The sequence below is a fragment of the Herbidospora galbida genome (assembly GCF_005233835.1).
Taxonomy (GTDB): domain Bacteria; phylum Actinomycetota; class Actinomycetes; order Streptosporangiales; family Streptosporangiaceae; genus Herbidospora; species Herbidospora galbida.
Genome location: NZ_SZQA01000076.1, coordinates 1 through 16,626, shown reverse-complemented (window position 1 = coordinate 16,626; position 16,626 = coordinate 1). Strand labels below are relative to the sequence as shown.

General features: G+C 71.0%; 15 protein-coding genes. 7 read left to right on the top strand and 8 right to left on the bottom strand.

The genetic code is table 11. The features are described 5' to 3' along the window. The 4 genes from FDA94_RS37940 to FDA94_RS37925 form a co-directional block, all read right to left on the bottom strand. Positions 1–1,086: AI-2E family transporter (locus tag FDA94_RS37940; protein ID WP_137251852.1), on the bottom strand; the 1,086-nt coding region annotated here is incomplete at its 3' end. 60 nt (positions 1,087–1,146) lie between these two features. Continuing rightward, positions 1,147–1,944, bottom strand: a complete 798-nt coding sequence (locus FDA94_RS37935) for an intradiol ring-cleavage dioxygenase (RefSeq protein WP_137251851.1) — start codon at positions 1,942–1,944, stop codon at positions 1,147–1,149. A 52-nt stretch (positions 1,945–1,996) separates the two neighbouring features. Next, entirely contained in the window at positions 1,997–3,595 is a 1,599-nt protein-coding gene (gene mctP, locus FDA94_RS37930) for a monocarboxylate uptake permease MctP (protein WP_137251850.1), read from the bottom strand. Continuing rightward, the gene (locus tag FDA94_RS37925; protein WP_137251849.1) at positions 3,592–3,798 is read right to left on the bottom strand and encodes a DUF3311 domain-containing protein; all 207 of its coding nucleotides are present in this window, start codon (positions 3,796–3,798) and stop codon (positions 3,592–3,594) included. Before FDA94_RS37925 ends, mctP begins: the two co-directional genes overlap by 4 nt. A 356-nt stretch (positions 3,799–4,154) precedes the next feature. Between FDA94_RS37925 and FDA94_RS37920 the strand changes: the two genes are divergently transcribed. The 6 genes from FDA94_RS37920 (at position 4,155) to FDA94_RS37895 (ending at position 12,878) form a co-directional block, all read left to right on the top strand. Continuing rightward, positions 4,155–6,278 (top strand): anthranilate synthase component I, encoded by a 2,124-nt coding sequence (locus tag FDA94_RS37920; RefSeq protein ID WP_137251848.1) that lies wholly within the window; start codon positions 4,155–4,157, stop codon positions 6,276–6,278. 80 nt (positions 6,279–6,358) lie between these two features. Continuing rightward, positions 6,359–7,474, top strand: a complete 1,116-nt coding sequence (locus FDA94_RS37915; protein ID WP_137251847.1) for an amidohydrolase family protein — start codon at positions 6,359–6,361, stop codon at positions 7,472–7,474. 55 nt (positions 7,475–7,529) lie between these two features. Then, positions 7,530–8,423 (top strand): ABC transporter ATP-binding protein, encoded by an 894-nt coding sequence (locus FDA94_RS37910; RefSeq protein WP_137251846.1) that lies wholly within the window; start codon positions 7,530–7,532, stop codon positions 8,421–8,423. Further along, positions 8,420–9,205 carry an ABC transporter permease gene (locus FDA94_RS37905; protein WP_137251845.1) on the top strand — a complete coding sequence of 262 codons (786 nt, stop codon included), beginning with the start codon at positions 8,420–8,422 and terminating at the stop codon, positions 9,203–9,205. The genes FDA94_RS37910 and FDA94_RS37905 overlap by 4 nt, the downstream gene beginning before the upstream one ends. A 20-nt stretch (positions 9,206–9,225) precedes the next feature. After that, on the top strand, positions 9,226–9,936 hold the full coding sequence (gene thyX / locus FDA94_RS37900) for an FAD-dependent thymidylate synthase (RefSeq protein WP_137251844.1): 711 nt from the start codon (positions 9,226–9,228) through the stop codon (positions 9,934–9,936). A gap of 83 nt (positions 9,937–10,019) precedes the next feature. Continuing rightward, positions 10,020–12,878, top strand: a complete 2,859-nt coding sequence (locus FDA94_RS37895; protein WP_137251843.1) for a DUF7507 domain-containing protein — start codon at positions 10,020–10,022, stop codon at positions 12,876–12,878. Here FDA94_RS37895 and FDA94_RS37890 read toward each other — a convergent pair. Together FDA94_RS37890 and FDA94_RS37885 are read right to left on the bottom strand one after the other, a co-directional pair. After that, positions 12,875–13,186 (bottom strand): ubiquitin family protein, encoded by a 312-nt coding sequence (locus FDA94_RS37890; protein WP_137251842.1) that lies wholly within the window; start codon positions 13,184–13,186, stop codon positions 12,875–12,877. The two genes, FDA94_RS37895 and FDA94_RS37890, sit on opposite strands and share 4 nt — an antisense overlap. Before the next feature lie 40 nt (positions 13,187–13,226). Then, positions 13,227–14,342: an FAD-binding oxidoreductase gene (locus tag FDA94_RS37885; protein ID WP_137251841.1), complete on the bottom strand. Its 1,116-nt coding sequence runs from the start codon at positions 14,340–14,342 to the stop codon at positions 13,227–13,229. A gap of 344 nt (positions 14,343–14,686) precedes the next feature. Here FDA94_RS37885 and FDA94_RS37880 point away from each other — a divergent pair, with 344 nt between their 5' ends. After that, the gene (locus FDA94_RS37880; RefSeq protein ID WP_137251840.1) at positions 14,687–15,373 is read left to right on the top strand and encodes a gamma-glutamyl-gamma-aminobutyrate hydrolase family protein; all 687 of its coding nucleotides are present in this window, start codon (positions 14,687–14,689) and stop codon (positions 15,371–15,373) included. 83 nt (positions 15,374–15,456) lie between these two features. Here the strand turns inward: FDA94_RS37880 and FDA94_RS37875 are convergent, their stop codons facing one another. Both FDA94_RS37875 and FDA94_RS37870 read right to left on the bottom strand, forming a co-directional pair. Next, entirely contained in the window at positions 15,457–15,888 is a 432-nt protein-coding gene (locus FDA94_RS37875) for a hypothetical protein (RefSeq protein ID WP_137251839.1), read from the bottom strand. Between the two features lie 64 nt (positions 15,889–15,952). Further along, positions 15,953–16,626: ArsR/SmtB family transcription factor (locus FDA94_RS37870; protein ID WP_212735694.1), on the bottom strand; the 674-nt coding region annotated here is incomplete at its 5' end.

Here is a 16,626-nt window from a genome sequence, read left to right as displayed (position 1 = left end):
GGCCGGGGGTGCGGCCGGCGGCGGGGCCGCGGGCGGGCCCGCGTCGGGGGAGCGCCCCTGGGCGTTGCGGATGAGCGCCACGATCACCGACGCCACCGGGGCGGCCAGGAACGCGCCGACGATCCCCGCGACGACGCCGCCCACCGCCAGCGCCACCAGGATCACCGCCCCGGGCAGGTCGAGCGCCTTCCCGTAGATCAGCGGCGCCAGGACGTGCCCTTCGAGCTGCTGCACGAGGATCGTCACCGCGATCACGATCAGGGCCACGATCCACCCCTTGGCGACGAACGCCACCACGGCCGCCAGCAGACCGGCGAACAGCGCCCCGATGACCGGCAGGAACGCGCCGACGAACGTCAGCACCGCCAGCGGCAGCGCGATCGGCACCCCGAGGATCCACAGCGTGATGCCGATGAAGAACGCGTCGACGAACCCGACGGCGGCCACGCCCCGGACGTAGCGGCCGACGACGTCGAACACGATCCGGCAGGTGTTCAGGACGTGGCCCCGGCTGCCGTGCGGCGCGAGGTCGGCCACCCAGTGGACCAGGTGGTCGCCGCCGTGGACCAGGTAGACCGCCAGGATCAGGGCGAGGACGGCGCCGACCACGATCTCGCCGGCGGTGCGGACGCCGGTGAGCGCCCCCGTCGCGATCCCCTCGCCCCGTTGCGACAGGTAGGTCTGGACGTCGGCGACGATCTCCTGGAGCTTCGCGTGGTCGAGGCCGAACCCGGCGGCGGTCTTCTGCAGGTCGGCGACCACCTGGCCGATGCTGGCGTTCAGCTCGGCGAACCCGTCGATCGTCGGCGGCACCAGCACCGCGATGAAGGCGGCCAGCACCACGATCACGCCGATGAAGGCGCCCATGGTGGACAGGGCCCGGTTCAGGCCGATGTCTCGCAGGGCGCGGGCCAGGGGCATCATGAGCGTGGTGATGAAGATCGCCAGAATGATGCTGATCGCGACGGTCTTGACCTGAACGACCATCCAGAGGATCACAGCTGTCAGGGCGATGAGGATCAGAATCCGTCCCGCCGTCCGGGCGGCCCCGGCCAGGCCGCCCCCGTCGTGCGCCGGCTCTGCCATCGGCGTTCCCTCCCGTTACGTACGGTGCTCGCCGATGATCGCAGAGATGTGGGGGAGGGGCTAGCGTCCGTTCCGGTCGGGGTCGGCGTCGAACGTGATCGCGCCCCGGTGGCCGTCGCCGGCCCGTACGGTCTTCATGACCATGGCGGCCTGGAAGATCGAGTCGTTCTCGTTGCGGGTGTCGCGTCCGCCCCGTCCCGCGTACGGCTCCGCCGCCAGCACCGCGTCGTTGAGCGCCTCGTCGAACATGACCTGGGTGGTGAGGGTCCGGTCGCCGCCCACGTGGACCATGGCGTGGACGTGCACGGTACGACCCGGGTACCACCCCGGCCAGATCGTGGTGAACGTGACGATCCCGTCGGCGTTGGTCACCTGGGCCCCGCGCAGGTAGCGGTTGCCGTCGGCGGGCACCAGGTCGCCGCCGCCCCCGCCGCCGGGCCCGCCCGTCGAGGCCGACTCGGCGCCGGAGTAGAGGCCGCCCGCGTCGCAGTGCCAGATCTCCACCACCGCGTCCTTCAGCGGTGCGCACGTCTCGCTGTCGCGCACCCGGATCGCCAGGTCGAGCCGGGTGCCGGGCCGGTCCTCCCGGATGTCCGACCGGATCCGGTCGGCGTCGAAGTAGTAGGGCCCCGGGGTGGTGGAGGGCGTCAGCACGCACGTGCCGGACGACTCGAAGAGCGCCGTGAGGTCGCCGGTGGCCGCCCGGGGGGTGATGGTCGCCGTGGCCCCCGTGGAGGTCGTCACCGGGGCGGGCCCGCCGGACCCGCACGCCGCGAGCAGCGTGCCGAGCCCGATCGAGCCCACCCCGGCGATCATCGTGCGCCGGCTGACCCGGTTGCCCTCGTCGTGGTCTGTCATGACGCTCAGGCTAGGAAACGCGCATGAGCGCCAGGTGAGACGCTCCTGAGAATCAGGTGGACCCCGCCAGCTCCACGTCGTCCTTGACCTCGGGATCCCCGGCGTCGGCCGTGTAGTCGCGGGCCCTGGTGCCGTCGACGCCCTCGGACGACCCGAGGCGGCGGGCGATCACCGTCGCCAGGGCGGCGACGGCCAGGTTGACGATCAGCGCCAGGAACCCGGCGTAGACCGTCATCGGCGTGTCGAAGCCGAGCTTGCTCAGCGGGAACGCCGACCCGCCGAAGTGGGCGTGGTTGTTGGCCGGGTTCGCGATGTTGTAGAGCAGCACCATCCCGGCCGTCATCCCGGCCGTCCAGCCCGCGATCAGCCCCACCCGGTGGAACCACCGCGTGAACAGCCCCAGCGCCACCGACGGCAGCGTCTGCAGGATGATGACCCCGCCGATCAGCTGCAGGTCGATGGAGAACTGCGGGTCGATCAGCAGGATGCACAGCACCGCGCCGACCTTGACGACCAGCGAGGTCAGCTTGCTGACCCGGGCCTCCTGCGCGTCGGTGGCGTCGCGCCGGATGTACTCCTTGTAGATGTTGCGGGTGAACAGGTTCGCCGCCGCGATCGACATGATCGCCGCCGGGACCAGCGCGCCGATGCCGATGGCCGCGAACGCCACCCCGGTGAACCAGTCGGGGAACATCTGGTCGAACAGCTGCGGCACGACCGTGTTCACGTCGGTGCCGATCGGGGTGATCCCGGCCGCGATGGCCATGTAGCCGAGCAGCGCGATGAGCCCCAGCAGCAGGCTGTAGGCCGGCAGCGCCGACATGTTCCGCTTGATCACGTCGCGCGACCGCGAGGCGAGCACCCCGGTCACGCTGTGCGGGTAGAGGAACAGCGCCATCGCCGACCCCAGCGCCAGGGTGATGTACTGCAGCTGGTTGTTGGCGTTCAGCAGGGTCCCGTCGCCGGGCGCGGGGGTCTGGGCGAACTTGGCGTCCGCCGCGTCGAAGATCGACCCGAACCCGCCGAGCTTCGCCGGGATGTAGATCACCGCGACGAGGATCACGACGTAGATGAGGATGTCCTTCACGAACGCGATCAGCGCCGGGGCCCGCAGCCCGCTCTGGTAGGTGTACGCCGCCAGGATCGCGAACGCGATGATCAGCGGCAGGTCACCGGTGACGCCCATCGTCTTGAGCACGGCCTCGATGCCGATGAGCTGCAGTGCGATGTACGGCATCGTCGCCACGATCCCGGTGATCGCGACCAGCAGCGCCAGGGTCGGCGAGCCGAACCGCACCCGCACGAAGTCGGCGGGCGTCACCAGGCCGTGCACGTGGGACACCGACCACAGCCGGATCAGCACCAGCATGACCAGCGGATAGGTGATGACCGTGTAGGGCACCGCGAAGAACCCGGTCGCCCCGGCTCCGAAGAGCAGCGCCGGCACCGCCACGAACGTGTACGCCGTGTAGAGGTCCCCGCCGACCAGGAACCACGTGATCCACGACCCGAAGTTGCGCCCGCCCAGCCCCCACTCGTTGAGCGAGGCCAGGTCGTCGGCCCGCCGCCACCGCGCGGCCACGAAGCCCATCCCGCTGACCAGCAGGAACAGGGCGGTGAAGATGACGATCTCGGTGATGTGCTCGTTCATCGGCGGGTCACCCGGTAGACGATCAGGGTCGCCGACACGCTGATGACCAGGAAGGCGAGCTGCAGCCAGTAGAACAGCGGGACGCCGAAGAGCCGGGGTTCCTCATGGTTGAACAGGGCCGGTATGAGCGGGACGACGATCGCCGGCAACAACACCCAGTTCCAGCGGCTGCGGTCCGATCTGGGGGAACGTGGATCCGTCAACGGACTCTCCTTCCGACAGGTTGTCGATTGGAGCGTAAAGTGACGGGTGTCACAGGTGGAGCTCCCATCGACGAGCGGCAGGCTGGACGCGCCGAGCGGTCGCTTTGCTTGTCGGCCAGATTCCTGAGGCGAGCCACGGCCGGCCTGCGGCCGTCCGCGTCTCGCCCGGCGGATTGCCCGACATGCGGAGTGCGGCGTGTTATTGTGTGCCGCATGCGAATTCCTCAGCAGCAGTGGTGGCGCCGCTAGCAGGCGGCCCTCAGCTCAGGTTTCTCGCGAATCGAAACAGGCCGCCCCGGGATTGGGCGGCCTTCTGTGTTTCCGCCCCCGGGGCATGAGTGGATCAAGGGGCGACAGTGGAGACCAGCGGTTACACCACAGCGGGCGGCATCGGGGTCGAGCGCGTGGTGCGCGCCGTCCCCGAGGCGGCCCTGGAGGAGATCGTCGACTCGCTCGGCACTCGCCGGGGCGGGGCGTTCTCCTCGGGCATGGACTATCCGGGCAGGTACAGCCGATGGGCCTTCGGCTACGCCGACCCCTGCCTGGAGCTCGTCGCGCGGGGCCGCCGCATCTCGGCCCGCGCGCTCAACGACCGGGGCGCCGTCGTGCTCCCCGCCGTCGCGGCCTGTCTCCGCGCCGCCGGTGAGGTCGTCGGCACGCCCACCGCCACCTTCACCGAGGTCGAGGTGGCCGAGTCCGATGAGTGGCTGCCCGAGGAGATGCGCTCGCGCCGGCCCACGGTCTTCACCGCGATCCGCGAGGTCATCGCCGCGTTCAAGGGCGCCGACCAGCACCTGGGCCTCTACGGCGCGTTCGGCTACGACCTGGCCTTCCAGTTCGAGCCGATCCGCTACGAGCTCACCCGCCCCGACGACCAGCGCGACCTGGTCCTGCACCTGCCCGACCGCCTCGTGGTGATCGACCGGGTGAAGGAGACCGTGCTGGAGTACTCCTACGAGTTCGAGTTCGACGGGAAGAGCACCAAGGGCCTGCCCCGCACCGGCGACTCCAGCCCGCTCGTCAAGGCCGCCGACATCCCGGCCGACCCGGTCAGGGGCGCCTACGCCGACGTCGTCGCCAAGGCCAAGGAGAAGTTCAAGCGCGGCGACCTGTTCGAGGTCGTGCCCGGCCAGGTCTTCCACGCCCCCTGCGACGACCCGCCCGCCTTCTACCGGGGGCTGCGCACCAGCAACCCGGCGCCGTACGAGTTCATCATCAGCCTCGGCGAGGGCGAGCACCTGGTCGGGGCCTCGCCCGAGATGTACGTCCGGGTCACCGGCGAGCGGGTGGAGACCTGCCCGATCTCCGGCACCATCGCCCGGGGCGCCAACCCGGTCGAGGACGCCGAGGCGATCCGCACCCTCCTGTCCAGCGTGAAGGAGGAGTCGGAGCTGACCATGTGCACCGACGTCGACCGCAACGACAAGTCGCGCATCTGCGTGCCCGGCTCGGTCAAGGTCATCGGCCGCCGTCAGATCGAGATGTACTCCCGCCTGATCCACACCGTCGACCACATCGAGGGCTACCTGCGCCCCGAGTTCGACGCCCTCGACGCCTTCCTCACTCACATGTGGGCGGTGACCGTCACGGGCGCCCCGAAGACGTGGGCGATGCAGTTCATCGAGGACAACGAGGCCACCACCCGCCGCTGGTACGGCGGCGCGGTCGGCTTCATCGGCTTCGACGGCTCCATGAACACCGGCCTGACGCTGCGCACCGCCCAGATCAAGCACGGCGTGGCGACCGTCCGGGCGGGCGCGACGCTGCTGTTCGACTCCGACCCCGACGCCGAGGAGCGCGAGACCGAGCTCAAGGCCAGCGCCCTGCTGGGCGCGCTGGCGGCGGTCGGCCGGGGCGAGGTCGCCCAGGAGGCGGTCGCCGCCGAGCAGCCCGGCGAGGGCCACACCGTGCTCCTGGTCGACTACGAGGACTCGTTCGTCAACACCCTGGCCGACTACTTCCGCCAGCAGGGCGCCAGGGTCGTCACGCTGCGCCACGGCTTCCCGCTCACGATGATCGAGGAGGTCGCGCCGACCCTGGTCGTGCTGTCTCCCGGCCCCGGCTGGCCGTCCGACTTCGGCACCGACCGGCTCGTCGCCGCCCTCTACGAGCGGAACCTGCCCGTCTTCGGGGTCTGCCTCGGCCTGCAGGCCATGGTCGAGCAGGCGGGCGGGCAGCTCGACCTGCTGCCCTACCCCGAGCACGGCAAGCGCGGGCAGATCAAGCGCGAGGGCGACAGCGCGCTGCTCGACGGGCTGCCCGAGGCGTTCACCGCGGCCCGCTACCACTCGGTGCACGCCAAGCACCCGGGCGTGCAGGGCTTCACGGTCACGGCGGCGACCGCCGACGGCGCGGTCATGGCCATCGAGGACGTCGCCAACCGCCGGTTCGGGGTGCAGTTCCACCCCGAGTCGATCCTCACCACCGAGGGCGGCGCGGGCGCGAAGATCATCGCCAACGTGCTCAGGCTGGCCCGGTAAAGATCGCACCGATCGCCTGACCGCCCGGCGTCACCGGCCCTAGAGTCCTGACCCTGTCGCAACGAGGGGGACGAGGAAAGATGACGCCGGTGCTGCCGGGTCCGGTCCGGGCGGCGCTGGCGGCGCCCCTGGTCGACCACCACTGCCAGGGGGTGCGCCGCGACGACCTGGTCAGGGCCCAGTTCGAGACGCTGATCACCCGGGCGGGCCATCCCGCGCCGCCCGGGACGACCCACTTCGACACCCCCGAGGGCGTGGCGATCCGTCGCTGGTGCGCGCCCGTCCTGGGGCTCGAACCGCACGCCCCCGCCGCCGTCTACCTGGCCCGGCGGGCCGAACTCGGCGCCGCCGAGGTCAACCGGACGCTGCTGCGGGCCGCCGGGGTCGTCGCCTTCCTGGTCGACACCGGCACCGAGGCCTCGCCCGACCTGCTGTCGGTGGCCGAGACCGGACGGCTCGGCGGCGCGGCCTCCGACGAGATCGTCCGGCTCGAACGGGTCGAGCAGGACGTCGCCGAAGAGGGCCTGAGCGCGCCCGCCTACCTCGACCGGCTGCGGGGCGAGGTGGCCGCGCGGGCCTCCCGGGCGGTCGGGCTGTCGACCGTGATCGGCTACCGGTGCGGGCTCGACGTCGATCCGGTCCGGCCGGCGCGCGGGGCCGTGCTCGCGGCGGCCGGACGACGGGCCGCCGAGCCGAAGAAGCCGCTCACCGATCCGGTGCTGCTGCGCCACCTGCTCTGGACCGGCGTCGACGTCGCGCGGGAGCGGGCGATGCCGCTGCAGATCCCGTGCGGCCACTCGGGGGTCGACCCGGGCGTGCTGCACAGGTCCGACCCGACCGCGCTGGTCCCCTTCATCAGGGCGCTGGGGCCGCTCGGGGTGCCGGTCATCCTGCTGCACTGCTCGCCGTACGAGCGGGCGGCCGCGTTCCTGGCCGCCACGTTCCCGCATGTGCACGTCGACGTCCACGACGGGTTCGCGGAGGTGCTCGGCCTGGCGCCGTTCCACAAGATCATGTTCGGCTCGGGCGGCTGGGGCGTCGCCGAGACCGTCTACCTGGGCGCCCTGCGCCACCGCACCGTGCTGGCCCGCGAACTGGCCGCCCGCATCGACGCGGGTGACTGGTCGAGCGGAGACGCGGAACGGGTCGCGGGGATGATCGGGTCGGGAAACGCTCGTCGGATCTACCGACTTTAAATCCTCTTTAGGTAGGAGGAACCAGCAGATCTTGGCAGAAAGACTTGAAAGCGCCATGACTGCCATAGAGATCCGCAACCTCAGCAAGTCGTTCGGCGCCGTCCGCGCCGTCGACGACGTCTCCTTCACGGTGGAAGCCGGCACCGTCACGGGCTATCTCGGCCCCAACGGCGCCGGCAAGACCACCACCCTGCGCTCCCTGCTCGGCCTCGTCACCCCCGACGCGGGGGAGGCCCTGGTCAACGGGCAGCGGTACGCCAGCCTCGACCACCCGCTCAACGAGGTCGGCGCGGTCCTGGAGGCCACCAGCTTCCACCCGGGCCGCACCGCCCGCGACCACCTGCGCATCATGACCACCGCGGCGGGCCTGCCGGCCTCCCGGCCGGACGAGGCGCTCGAACAGGTCGGCCTCGCCGACGCCGCCAGGAAGCGCGTCGGCGGCTTCTCCCTCGGCATGCGCCAGCGGCTGGCCCTCGCGGGCGCGCTGCTCGGCCAGCCGAAGATCTTCATCCTCGACGAGCCCGCCAACGGCCTCGACCCGGCGGGCATCCAGTGGCTGCGGGGCTTCCTGCGCCACCTGGCCCGCGACACCGGCGCGGCCGTGCTGGTCTCCAGCCACGTGCTGGCCGAGGTCGAGCAGACCGTCGACAACGTGGTGATCATCGCCAAGGGCCGGCTGGTCCGCCAGGGCACCCTCGCCGAACTCACCGGCAACGGCGGCGGCGCGGTCCGGGTGAAGACCAAGGACGACTTCGCCCCCGCCCTGCGCGCCGCCGGCGCGGAGGTCGAGGAGGTCGAACCGGGCGTGCTCCGGGTCAAGGGCCTGGACGCCGAGGAGATCGGCCGCCTGGCCCTCGACCAGCGGGTGCTCCTCACCGAGGTCATCCACGAGCGCTCCGACCTGCAGAGCGTCTTCCTCGAACTGACCGGCGAGGGGGCCCAGGCATGACGAACCTGATCCGCGCGGAGCTCCAGAAGCTCTTCACCACCCGCCTGTGGTGGGCGATGGCCCTGGTCATGTTCGCCTTCACCGCGTTCGGCCTGGCCTTCCTCATCGCGCAGGCCGGGGTCGCGCCCGCCAACGGGCAGCCCGGCCTGCCCGCGCTCGACGACCCCGCGTGGCTGCCGCTGGCCCTCAGCTTCTCCTCCGGGGCCAACATCTTCACGATGATCCTCGGCATCGTGCTGATGACCAGTGAATACCGCTACCAGACGATCACCGGCACGTTCCTCACCACGCCCAAGCGCGGCCGCGTCATCGCCGCCAAGCTCGGCGCCGGGGTGCTCGTCGGCGTGTTCTTCGCGGTGATCTCGCTGCTGTTCACCGGCATCGTGGCCATCACCGCCGTGCTCATCGGCGGCGGCTCGATCGACCTGACGTCCGGCCGCATCCCGCAGCTCACCCTCGGGGTGTTCGCCACCCTGGTCCTGTACGCCCTGTTCGGCATCGGCCTCGGCGCGCTCGTGCGCAACCAGGTGGCCGCGCTGATCGGCGGCATCGTGTGGGCGTACGTGATCGAGTCGATCCTGGGCGCCTTCCCGGCCCTGCAGACGGTCGGCAAGTGGCTGCCCGGCGGGGCGGCGCAGGCGCTGATGAACATCGACTTCGACACCGGCCTCGGGCAGCCGAACCTGCTGCCCGCCTGGGGCGGCGCGCTCGTCCTGGTGGCCTACGCCCTGCTGTTCGCCCTCGTCGCCAACCTCACCACCACCCGCCGCGACATCACCTGAGGTCGTTATGCTCGTGGCCCATGGTGAAGTTGCAGAGTGATGTATCCGTTGAACTGGTCAAACACAGCGCGTCCGATTCGGACGTGCTGTGGGCGGCCCGGGTCTCGACGGCGGGGGAGCAGTCGCTGGAGGAGATCCACAAAGATCCTGAACGGTCCAAGGGCCTGATCAACTTCCTGATGCGCGACCGGCACGGGTCGCCGTTCGAGCACAACTCGATGACCTTCTTCATCAGCGCGCCGATCTTCGTGTTCCGCGAGTTCCACCGCCACCGCGTGTGGTCCTACAACGAGGAGAGCGGCCGCTACCGGGAGCTGCAGCCGGTCTTCTACGTGCCCGGCCCCGACCGCAAGCTGGTGCAGGAGGGCCGCCCCGGCAAGTACGTCTTCGTCGACGGCACCCCCGAGCAGCACACCCTCGTCTCCGAGACGATGGAGGAGTCCTACCGGGCCTCCTACGCGGCGTACCAGAAGATGCTCGAGGCCGGGGTGGCCCGTGAGGTGGCGCGGGCCGTGCTCCCCGTCGGGCTGTTCTCCTCCATGTACGCCACCTGCAACGCCCGCGCGCTGATGCACTTCCTGTCGCTGCGGACCAAGGACGACCGGGCCGTCGTCCCGTCGTTCCCGCAGCGCGAGATCGAGATGGTGGCCGAGAAGATGGAGGCCCTCTGGGCCGGGCTCATGCCGCTCACCCACGCGGCCTTCAACGCCAACGGGCGGGTCTCGCCCTGATTTGAGTACCAGGGTGCTCAGGCACCCGCCCCCCGGGCGGCTCCATCCTGCGATCACGAGCATCGCGGAAGGAGCACCCCGAAATGAGAAGAGTGCAGGCCGCCCTGACCGGGTTACTGGTCGTGGCGGCCTTTCTCGTCGCCCCGCCGGCCCACGCGGCGACCGTGAAGGTCACCGTCCACCTCTACCGCGTCGTCGAGATCTCCTGTGACGAGGGCGCGACCGTGCCGTGTCCCAACGACTACTACCCGAAGTTCAAGATCGGCAATGAGGAGCTCTACGACGGCAAGGACGACTACTGCTGCGCCCACGGCACCGACTTCCGGACCAACTGGGTCCATTCGGCCGACGTCGACACCAGCCAGAACCCGGTCGACATCCACATGGAGCTGTGGGACCAGGACGACTCCACCGCCGACGACCCCATCGACTGGGGCGCCCCCGGCGACCACGTCGACCTGAAGTTCGACCTGAACACGTGTGTCTTCACCGGCGGCGGCCTGACGGCGCAGCAGGGCGCGGGCGTCACCTCGCTGGCGGGGGAGAGCGAGCAGAGCGCCGTCGACTCGGCGCGCGGCTACTTCACCATCACCACCCCCGACTGCCTTGAGAAGGCCAAGACCACCGACGGCGACGGCGACGGCCTCATGGACGTCTGGGAGGGCCCCGGCCGGGGCCTCGACCACGACGGGAACGGCACGGTCGACCTGGCGCTGGGCGACATGGGCGCGCTGCCCTACCGCAAGGACCTGTTCGTCGAGGCCGACCACATGGAGGGTGCGGCTCCCCAGCCCGGCGCGATCACCGACGTGGTCAACGCGTTCGCCGCCGCCCCGGTCGACCAGTACGAACCCGGCAAGTACCGGGGCGTCAACCTGCACGTCCTCAGCGGCGAGCAGGTGCCCCGGATCGACGTGATGAAGTTCCACGACCCCGGGCCGGGTGACCTCGACGACTTCAACGACCTCAAGAGCGGCGAACCCGACCTCCCCTGCGACGGCCACTTCGGCACCGCGGCCGACCGCGCGAGCCCGAACTGCGCGAACATCCTGAACGCGCGCCGCCAGGTCTACCGCTACATGATCTTCGGCCACCAGTACGAGGCGGACCCCGACTCCTCCGGCCAGGCCGAGATCGACGACTCCACCCTCGAAGGCGGCAACGACTTCATCGTCACCGTCGCCACCTGGGACTTCGACGACGACGCCGACCGGCGGGTGATCGAGGGCTCGACGTTCATGCACGAGCTCGGCCACACCCTGAGCCTGGGCCACGGCGGCGGCGACCACGTCAACTGCAAGCCCAACTACCTGAGCGTGATGAGCTACGCCTTCCAGTTCCCGCGCCGCGACCCGGACCGCCCGCTCGACTACAGCAGCGCCGCCAAGGGCACCGCCTTCGGCGTGCCGCTGAAGGAGACGGAACTCGACGAGAACAAGCGCCTCCACGCGACGCCGAATCCGGCCCGCAAGATGATCTGGGGACTCGACGGCAAGTGGCGGCTCGACGACGCCAACGACCAGCCCGTCAACTGGAACGGCAAGGACGGGGACACCGAGACCAAGGCCGAGGCCGACATCAACTGGATCGACTCCATCGGCGACCCGGGCCAGGGGTGCAACATCCAGGAGAAGACCGAACTCAAGGGCCACGACGACTGGGCCGGCATCCAGTACAACCCCCGCCTGAACGTCGGCTTCTTCGCCGACGGCGTGCGGCGGAACCTGCCGAGGGAACTGACCGAGCGCGACCTCAAGGCGATGACGCAGCAGGCCGACCTGAAGCTCACCAAGACCGCCGACCGCGCGACGGCGGCGGGCGGCGACACCATCTCCTACACGGTCGGCGTCACCGACCTCGGCCCCGGCCCGGCGAGGTCGATCGAGGTCGCCGACACCCTGCCCGACGGAACGGTCCAGCGCCGGTCGCTGCCCGACCTGGCCGCCGGCGCGACCACGACCACGCCGTTCGCCTACCAGGTGCCCTGCACGATCACCGACGGCACGGTGATCACCAACACCGCCACCGTCACCGGCACCGACGCCGAGGGCGTGCCCGACCCGTCGAGGACCGACAACACCGCCTCGGCGGCGACGACCGCGCGGGCGCCCAAGCTGACCGTGTCCCAGACGGCGACCCCGACGGTGGGGGCGGGCGAGGCGATCACGTACACGATCACCTACGCGAACGCGGGTGGTGACGCCGCCTCGAACGTGGCCGTCACGGCCACCGTGCCGAAGGACGTCTACTACAGCAAGCCGCTCGACCTGGGCGCCGGGCCGAAACCGGCCACGGTGACCCTGAACGCCGACGGCACCAGGACCCTCACCTGGAACCCCGGCGACCTGGCCGCGAACTCGGGCGACCGGGCGATCGTCTTCACCGCCCGGCCGACCCTGCTCGCCCTCCCGGGAGCGACCTTCGCGGGAAGCGTGTCGATCGCGTACAAGAACGGCAGCGGGGCCTGCGTGTTCGCCCCGGTCACCGCATCGTCGTCGACCACGGTCACCGCGGTCGCGCCGAGCCGCAACCCGATGCTGCGCGCGCTGTGGGCGCTCCGCGACGACCTGCGCACGGCCGAGATCCTGGCCCGGGTGCAGGCGACCGACACCCGCTGGGACGGCGCCGACGGGTCGGCCCCCGACGGCAGGCTGTCGCAGCAGGAGGCGGACGCGGTGTTCTCCCTGCCGGTCACGCAGCCGCGCACGCTGCGCGCCGACCTGCTGGCCACCGTGCTCAACACGGCGACCCGCAGGATCAACGCCGGCACCGTCGTCAGCACGCCCACGATCAGGGCCCTCGGCCTGGGCACGGTCGGCGACACCGTCCGCTACGCCCAGACCACGCTGGCCCAGCCGCCGTCGCCGTCGAACCTGGTGCGGTACGCCAAGACCGGCGTCGTCCTCACCGAGGTCAACGCCGGGGTCGCGGAACGGTACTAGCTCAGCGCGGGAAGCACGTAGACCTCGGCGCCCGGGGGGAGCTCGCAGTCGAGCCCGCCCAGGCGCCGGGCGTTCTCCCCGCACACGAAGATGCCGATGTGCCGCCGCAGCGCGCCGTATTCGTCGCGCAGCCGCCCCTCCAGATCGGGGTGGGTGCGGCGCAGGGTGTCGAGCGCGCCCCCGAGGGTCGGGGTCTCCGACTCCTCGGGCGCGACGGCGAACACGCGCACCTGGGTGTCGTCACCGATCCAGTGGCGCAGGGTGGTGGGCAGCACGAAGGTCACCAGGGTGACCGGCCGGGCTTTCATCCGTTCATCGTGCCAGGCCCGGAGCGTCCGCGGGCGCGGTTCAGGGTTCGCCCTGGATCGCGTCCCGGTGGATGGAGGCCAGCGGCACCCCGCTGTCGAGCAGCCGCCGCACGGTCGCGTTCACCATGCTCGCCGGGCCGCACACGTAGACCTCGTGGCCGGTCCACGCGTTGATCCGCGGCACCACCTCGTCGAGGTGGCCCTTCATGCCCGTGTACGACTCCTCCTGCGACACCACCGGCAGCACGCTCAGCCACGGGAAGCCCGACTCCATGCGGCGCAGGTCGGGCAGGTCGTAGAGCTCGGCGGCCCGGCGGGCGCCGACGATCATGGAGATGTTGGGCCGCCGTCCCGAGGAGATCACCTGCTCGACGACGGCCTTCAGCGGCGCCAGGCCGGTGCCGCCCGCCACGCAGAGGATGTCGCGCTCGCCGTCCGGCGGGGCCATGGTGCCGACCGGCGGGCCGAGGAGGATCTGGTCGCCGACCTTGGTGTGCTGGGCCAGCGCGGTGCTCACCCAGCCGCCCGGCAGGGTGCGCACGTGCAGGGTGATGGTGTTGTCGGCCCGCGGCGCGTTGGCGATGGAGTAGGTCCGCCAGACGCGGGGCCAGCGGGCGACCTGCACGTTGACGTACTGGCCCGGGACGAAGTCCATGCGCTGGGCGGGCCGGAGCGTGACGACGGTGATGTCGGGCGCGCGGCGGTCGTGGTCGACCACCTCGGCCAGCCACCAGGCGGGGTTCTTGCCCGCGTCGGCGTCGGCCGCCCCGATCATCGCGTCGGCGGCGGCGGTGTAGGCGGCCACCCAGGCCGCCTCGATCTCCGCGTTCCAGATCTCGGCCGCGAAGCGTTTGATGGTCGCCAGCAACGCGTTGCCGACGGCGGTGTAGTGCTCGGCCACCACCCCGTACTTGCGGTGGTCGCGTCCGAGCTGTCCCAGATACCCCCCCAGGCTGTCCGGGCTGTCCAGCATCCAGACGATCCGGGTCAGCGAGCCGAACAGCCGGTCTCGCGTGATGTCCATCGCCGGGGGGAACATGCCCCGGAGATGCGGGCTCTGCGCGAACAGGCGGCCGTAGAAGTACGCGGCTGCTCGCTCCGCGACTGGCTCGACGACGGAGAAACTCTCTTTGACGAGGCGCGGATTCAACGACATGTAATGGTCCCACCCTTGTGACCGGAATAGGTTCTTCCGGTCTGCCGATCCACCTCCCTGACGGTTCCGGGTGAACGAGCTCGGCGGCCCCCCGGCACAACCTTCGCTCATTTGGGAGTCTTCCACTCTGAGATGCACGTCACAACTGATTCACCCCAAAGGCGACTGTTGGTAGTCGACGCGTCATCCTCTGTGAGCACAGGTCCCGACATTTTCGGACAAGAAACGCGAATGTCATTCGTGTTGGTGGGAGGTGTGCTGACTGATACGTGGGATACGTGACAAAACCGAAATCAGGTGCGCCATGATGGGCATGCCGTCGCGCGCAACCTACTGGAGACTCCATGGCCCGTCCGATCATCGGCATCACCAGCTACCTTGAGGCCGCCCGCTGGGGTGCGTGGGTGCGGGAGGCCGTGGTCTCCCCGCAGGGATACTCGCGGGCCGTGGAGAAGGCCGGGGGCGTCCCCGTCGTGCTGCCCCCGTTGCTGCCCGCCAACGTCGACGACCATCTGCGCGGACTCGACGGCGTCCTGCTCGCCGGGGGGATCGAGGTCGACCCCGCCCTCTACGGCGAGCCGCGCGAGTCGCGCGTCGAAGAGCCGCAGGCCCACCGTGACCGCTTCGAGATCGCCCTGGCCAAGGCGGCCGTGGCGGCCGGCAAGCCGGTGCTCGCGGTGTCGCGCGGCATGCACGTGCTGAACGTGGCGCTGGGCGGCTCGCTGATCCCGTGGCTGCCCGACGTGGTGGCGCACGACCGGCACACCGGCGCGAAGCACACCGTGATCATCAGCGTGTCCAGCAAGATCGGTAAGGCGGTCGGCGACCGGCTTGAGGTGAACGCGCCGCACCACCAGGCGGTCAAGAAGCTCGGCCAGGGGTTGCTCGCGGTGGCCTGGGCCGACGACCAGATCGTCGAGGGCGTCGAACTGCAGGGTCACCGCTTCTGCGTGGGCGTGCAGTGGCACCCCGAGCGCGGCGCCGACAACCGCCTCATGGAGGCCCTGGTCGAGGCGGCCCGGCCCTTCTGACCACGCTCCCGGCCGGACGGGGCCGGACGTTTCCGGGCAGTGCGAGGCGCGGCCACCCGAGAGGGCGGCCGCGCCTCTTGCGGTCAGCCGACCCAGGGGCCGCAGTCCCACGAACTCGGCTGCGACGAGCCGACGCCCCAGCAGGCGTGGAAGCGTTCGCTCCCGTCCGACGGCCGTGAGGGGATCGTCGCCGTGTTCAGTTCGACGTAGCCGTTCCAGAGGGCGCTCTTGACCTGGGTGTTGGTGGTCAGCCAGCCGTAGCTGCCCCACAGCTGCCGCTCGATCTTCACCCAGAACGGGGTGCAGCAGTTCTCGTTGCCGCTCACCGTCAGGTGGGCGTACCGGGTGGAGCAGTTGGTGCCCCGGACGTGGGTGCTGATGGTGCCGTCCCAGTTGTAGCTGCCGGAGACGGCGGTGCCGCAGGCCGCCTGCGCGGACGACGCGGTGGTCAGGGGGAGGGCCACGCCGATGAGGAGGGCGAACGCCGCCGAGATGAGGGATCGTGTGATTCGCATGGCCGTCAGACTCGGTCAGCGCCCGCCGCCCCGGTAAGACCTTTGCGCCGCAACGCAAAGGTGCTCAGCCGCCTCCGAGGAGCCGGCGGCCCAGCGGGGTCAGGTCGTGCAGGACGGCGGGACCGCGGCGGGTGCTGGTGATCAGCCCCGCCTGCCGCAGGGTCTTGGTGTGCCGGCTCATCGAGGCCGGCGAGGTGTGCAGCCGGGCCGCGAGCTGGGTGGTCGAGGCGCTGTGCCGCAGCGCGGCGAGCACGGCGGCGCGGGTCGGGCCCATCAGCCCGGCCAGCGAGTCACCCGTCCCGGCGCGGGCGATCCGGTGCTCGGCCGCGATCGGGTAGACCAGGACCGGCGGCAGGTCCGGGTCGGCGAGGGAGACCGGCGTCCGGTCGCAGAAGAACGAGGGCGTGAACCGCAGCCCCCGGCCGCCCAGGTGCAGGTCCCGGTCGACCGGATAGCGGACCTCCAGCACCGGCCGGCGCCAGCGCATCACCGGCGCGAAGCCGCGCAGCAGCGCCTCGACGCCCCCGGCGAGCAGCGCGCTCGTCCGCGTCGCGACGTCGGCCTCGACCGCCGCCCTGACGAGGTCGTCGTGGGCGCCGATCGCGGCGCGGTGGTAGTCGCCCAGCGCCGTCGCCAGGGCGGTCAGCGAGTCGAGGGGCCGGCGCGCGGCGGCCGCCAGTTCACGCCGGATCCGTCGCGGGTCGGTCGCCCGTACGGCGTCCAGGCCCGCGTCGAGCC